This window comes from Curvivirga aplysinae (genome assembly GCF_009711445.1).
Classification (GTDB): Bacteria; Pseudomonadota; Alphaproteobacteria; order UBA8366; family Aestuariispiraceae; genus Curvivirga; species Curvivirga aplysinae.
Genome location: NZ_SMMC01000054.1, coordinates 1 through 4734 on the forward strand (window position 1 = coordinate 1; position 4734 = coordinate 4734).

Below are 4734 nucleotides of genomic sequence, written 5' to 3' on the forward strand. Positions count from 1 at the left end.
ATAAAATGAGTAATAACTTAGATGAAGTTTTCATGGCGTTATCAGATCAAACCAGACGTGATTTGGTTCATAGCCTTGCTGAAAAAGAACAGACAATAAGCGAGCTTGCAGCCCCTTATGACATGTCGCTAGCCGCTGTTTCTAAACATCTTAAAATTCTGGAGAAAGCAGGTCTCTTAAGACGTCGTGTTGACGGGCGCACACATTATTGTTCATTACGCCCAGAAGCATTGGGGCATGCATTGGACTGGATCAGTATCTATCGCCGTTTTTGGAATGATAAATTGGATGTTCTTGACAATATACTAACCCACCCCTCGAAGGAGAATGAAAATGCATAGTTTAACTTTAACCAAAGGTTTTGATGTTTCTGTAGCAGAACTATTTGACGCCTGGAAATCACCAGCAATCCTACAACAATGGCTTGCCCCTGGAGAAACAGATGTCCCCGCCATGGAAGTAAATTTCAAAGAAGGCGGCACCTACAGAATTACGATAAAACAAAGTGATGATTGTGACTTCAACATTGTGGGTGGGACCTATAAAACCATTGAAGAAAACAAAAAAATTATAATGTCTTGGCAATGGGAAGGCAGCGAACATCAAACCGAGCTAGAACTAACCTTTAATCATACAGGTATAAATAGTTCGGAACTCGTTTTAGTTCATCGTGAATTTTCACAAGAAGATATGCGCGACAAACATGCAAGTGGCTGGCACAGTTGCATTAGCCATCTAAAAGCCTACCTGATTAAAATAGCTGCATAAGATAAAACTAATAGCAGGACGTTATCCAATTATCTTCCTGTTTTAACTAAAAAATTTTCAAAATTGTTAGCTGATCTTCGCCACATTTCTCTGTCGAAGTCACACTAAACCGTGGCATATCAACTAAATCTTCAATCTTTAAAGAAGCAATCGCCGGTAAACCGTCACCACCAATAATCGATGGCGCTCTAAACCAATAAATTTGATCAACAAGTCCGGCTTTCAAGAAACTTGCAGCAACCTGCCCACCACCTTCAATCAATAAACGAGTAATTCCTTGATCTGCAATCGTTTCGACAGCAGACACCACGTCAATCCGTCCATCCTTCATAGCATGTGTTGGTACAATGGATACAAAATCCGAAAGCTGTTCCTCAACTTCGACTGAATTGATCAACCATACAGGTGATTCTGCATTCGCAATTTCAAGTAATTTTGGCCTTTTACCTTTAAGACCTAACTTACTATCCAGAACAATACGCACAGGTTGATCCGCATCCCCTGCCCCAACAAAACGTGTATTTAGACTGGGATCATCAGCAATAGCAGTACCTGCCCCTACCAAAATCGCATCGTTCTGACTTCGTAACAAGTGTCCTCGCATCCGTGCGGACGGACCTGTAATCCACTTACTATGACCAATAGCTGATGCAATATAGCCATCTAATGTTGTCGCCACTTTTAAAGTGATATAGGGCCGTTTTTTCGTAATACGATTAAAGAAACCTGCGTTTATTTCATCTGCCTCTTCCTTGAAAAGCCCTTCTTCAACTTGGATACCCGCGTCTAGAAGCATTTTTACTCCTGCGCCGGACACACGTGGGTCGGGATCGGAAGTCGCTATAACTACACGAGATACACATGCTTCAATAAGGGATTTTGCACAAGGTGGCGTCTTACCGTAATGACTGCAAGGTTCAAGTGTGACATAAGCGGTTGCTCCTTGAGCCGCCTTACCAGCTTTTTCTAAAGCCAAAGCTTCGGCATGCGGCCTTCCTGAAGGTTGAGTCCATCCACGAGAAATAACTTGCCCCTCAGTATTGACAATTACACAACCAACAGCTGGATTGGGCCATACATTACCTAATCCACGTCGAGACAGGTCTAGGGCCGTTTTCATATAATGCTTATCTTGCTGAGAAAACGTCATCAGCTATGTCCATCTAAAAAAGGAACGATTGATCAGTCGTCGCCATCTGGGCGCACTGTCGTATCAATGAATTCTTCAAAATCTTTAACTTCACGGAAATTTTTATAGACGGATGCAAAGCGGATATACGCAATTTCATCTAACTGCAGTAAAGCTTCCATAACCATCTCACCGATGGTTTTTACCTGGATCTCACTTTCACCGCTACTCTCGAGCCGTCGGACAATAGAATTAACCACACGCTCAACACGTTCTTGATCAACATTTCTTTTACGTAAAGAGGTACGCATAGAACGTAGAAGTTTATCGCGATCAAATGGTTCTTTTGCACCATTTTTCTTAACCACAGTTAATTCGCGCAGTTGCACACGTTCAAAAGTTGTAAAACGGGCACCACAATTTCCGCATAAGCGACGACGACGAATCGCATTGTGATCTTCGGTAGGACGTGAATCCTTTACCTGCGTATCATCATGATGACAGAACGGACATTTCATGGAAGCACCCCTGTTTGTACTTAACTTGATTTGCTTTGTGCGTTACTTCGCAATGTTTGAGCTCTTTTGTAATTCCAAATAAAAAGCCCATAGTCTGAGAATAACAGACTATGGGCTCATTTTACAACATCTTGTGACGAGAATATGTCAAAACCACATTATTTCATCACTATAACTAAGATATCTTAAAGGTCGTAAAGTGGGAAACGGTTGCACAATTCCTGAACTTTTGCACCAACTGACTTCTCAACTTCACCGTTGTTTTCTGGACCATTTGCAGCCAAACCATCCAACACTTCAACAATCATTTCACCAATTTGCTTGAACTCGGCTTCTTTGAAGCCACGAGTTGTACCAGCAGGTGTACCCAAACGAATACCAGATGTTACCATTGGTTTTTCAGGATCAAATGGAACACCGTTTTTGTTACATGTCAGACCAGCATGCTCTAACGCAACTTCTGCGAAGTTACCTGTTAGGCCTTTTGGACGTAAGTCAACAAGCATCAAGTGCGTATCTGTACCACCAGAAACAATATCAAAACCACCTTCGATAATTGTCTCAGCCAATACTTGTGCGTTTTTAACAACTTGCTCTGCATATGTTTTGAACTCTGGGCGAAGCGCTTCACCAAATGCAACAGCTTTTGCTGCAATCACATGCATTAATGGTCCACCTTGCAAACCTGGGAATACTGCAGAGTTAATTTTCTTTGCAATATCTTCACGGTTTGTAAGGATCATACCACCACGTGGGCCACGTAAGGTTTTGTGGGTTGTTGTTGTCGCAACATCGGCATAATCCAATGGATTAGGATGCTGGCCACCAGCAACCAAACCTGCAAAATGCGCCATATCAACGAATAGCAATGCACCAACACTATCTGCGATTTCACGGAAACGCTTGAAATCCAATATACGTGGATAAGCAGAACCACCAGCAATAATCAACTTTGGTTGATGTTCTTTTGCCAACGCTTCAACTTGATCAAAATTAATCAAAGCATCGTCTTCATTCACATCATACTGAATAGCATTAAACCATTTACCAGATTGGTTAGGTGCCGCACCATGTGTCAAGTGACCGCCACAAGCAAGGTTCAAACCCAAAAATGTATCACCAGGTTGCAATAATGCTTGGAAAACACCTTGGTTAGCTTGCGCACCAGAGTGAGGCTGTACGTTTACATATTCACAATTGAATAATTTTTTAGCGCGATCAATTGCTAAATTCTCAGCAATATCAACTTTCTCACAACCACCATAATAACGGCGGCCTGCATAACCTTCCGCATATTTATTTGTGAAAACTGTGCCCATTGTTTCCATAACAGCGCGGCTCACAATGTTTTCTGAAGCAATCAACTCAATACCATCTTGTTGACGTTGGCCTTCTTCTACCAATGCGCTGTAGATGTCAGGATCTGTTTCTTGTACTTTTTTCTCAAAGAAACCATCAAATCCGAAAAGATCTGGACGCTCGCTCATAATGTCACCCTCTCTTAGTGTGATAAATCGACTTAGGATAAAGCCGAACGTGAATACTTCCCTTCCGACACCCCACGATGTTCTTATCATTCATCATGTCAGAATAGGCGTCATTCTAGGAATTGTTTGCTATGCTGATTGCGTCATAGCGACGAAAATCATGACATTTTAGCCACACGACGCTCATGACGACCGCCTTCATATTCCGTTTCCAAGAATGTTTTTAAGCAATCAATTGCTATTTCTTCACCAATAATACGTGCCCCTAATGCAAGAACATTCGCATTATTATGTAGGCGCGTTAATTTAGCTTCTGTGGCAGATTGACATAAAGCAGCGCGAATATGTTTATGACGATTAGCTGCAATAGATATCCCAATACCAGTTCCACAAATCAAAACCCCTGTCTCTACAGGACCTTCATTCAATGTAGATGTTAATTTGTCTGCAAAATCAGGATAATCCACAGAATCCTTGGTTAAAGGCCCTAAATCGAGCGCTTCATAGCCCCAATCTTCCAGTTTTGAAATTAAACTCGCTTTTAAATCTACGCCTGCATGATCAGACGCCAAAGCAATTGTCTTCTTTGACATGCCACCCTTTTCCTTTGTCCTAAATTGACAAGAAATAATAATTAGGAATTAATTACCGCCGCTGATAACATATTGTTGCGCAGAACTCTACGTTTTATTCGTGAAAACTGCAGTTTTCCTAATAGTTTTTCTTACAAATCACAAACTGGCCTAATTTTTGATAATAATCCGCTAATTAGAATTATTTGGTATTCATTCGAATCAATTAGTCGAATATTTCATTTTGCTATTGATTTTTT

General features: G+C 41.3%; 6 protein-coding genes. 2 read left to right on the forward strand and 4 right to left on the reverse strand.

The window, feature by feature from the left end; translation table 11 throughout:
- On the forward strand, positions 1–341 hold a 341-nt coding region (locus tag E1160_RS00655), incomplete at its 5' end, for an ArsR/SmtB family transcription factor (RefSeq protein WP_218048624.1).
- A complete protein-coding gene (locus E1160_RS00660; RefSeq protein WP_218048625.1) occupies positions 334–768 on the forward strand; it encodes an SRPBCC family protein in 435 nt (144 codons plus the stop codon). The genes E1160_RS00655 and E1160_RS00660, both read left to right, overlap by 8 nt.
- Positions 769–814: 46 nt before the next feature.
- Here E1160_RS00660 and ribD read toward each other — a convergent pair whose 3' ends face one another.
- From ribD to rpiB, 4 genes are all read right to left on the reverse strand, one after another.
- Positions 815–1918, reverse strand: coding sequence for a bifunctional diaminohydroxyphosphoribosylaminopyrimidine deaminase/5-amino-6-(5-phosphoribosylamino)uracil reductase RibD (gene ribD / locus E1160_RS00665; protein WP_155153067.1), 1104 nt, complete (start codon positions 1916–1918; stop codon positions 815–817).
- A 32-nt stretch (positions 1919–1950) separates the two neighbouring features.
- Entirely contained in the window at positions 1951–2415 is a 465-nt protein-coding gene (nrdR, locus tag E1160_RS00670) for a transcriptional regulator NrdR (protein ID WP_155153068.1), read from the reverse strand.
- 185 nt (positions 2416–2600) lie between these two features.
- Positions 2601–3902, reverse strand: coding sequence for a serine hydroxymethyltransferase (gene glyA / locus E1160_RS00675; RefSeq protein ID WP_155153069.1), 1302 nt, complete (start codon positions 3900–3902; stop codon positions 2601–2603).
- Positions 3903–4060: 158 nt separating this feature from the next.
- On the reverse strand, positions 4061–4495 hold the full coding sequence (gene rpiB / locus E1160_RS00680) for a ribose 5-phosphate isomerase B (protein WP_155153070.1): 435 nt from the start codon (positions 4493–4495) through the stop codon (positions 4061–4063).
- Positions 4496–4734: the final 239 nt, after the last annotated feature.

Excerpts from the sequence above, each read along its gene's own strand:
- E1160_RS00660 (WP_218048625.1), top strand. The coding sequence starts at position 334 with ATGCATAGTTTAACTTTAACCAAAGGTTTTGATGTTTCTGTAGCAGAA.
- glyA (WP_155153069.1), bottom strand. The coding sequence starts at position 3,902 with ATGAGCGAGCGTCCAGATCTTTTCGGATTTGATGGTTTCTTTGAGAAA.
- ribD (WP_155153067.1), bottom strand. The coding sequence starts at position 1,918 with ATGACGTTTTCTCAGCAAGATAAGCATTATATGAAAACGGCCCTAGAC.
- nrdR (WP_155153068.1), bottom strand. The coding sequence starts at position 2,415 with ATGAAATGTCCGTTCTGTCATCATGATGATACGCAGGTAAAGGATTCA.
- rpiB (WP_155153070.1), bottom strand. The coding sequence starts at position 4,495 with ATGTCAAAGAAGACAATTGCTTTGGCGTCTGATCATGCAGGCGTAGAT.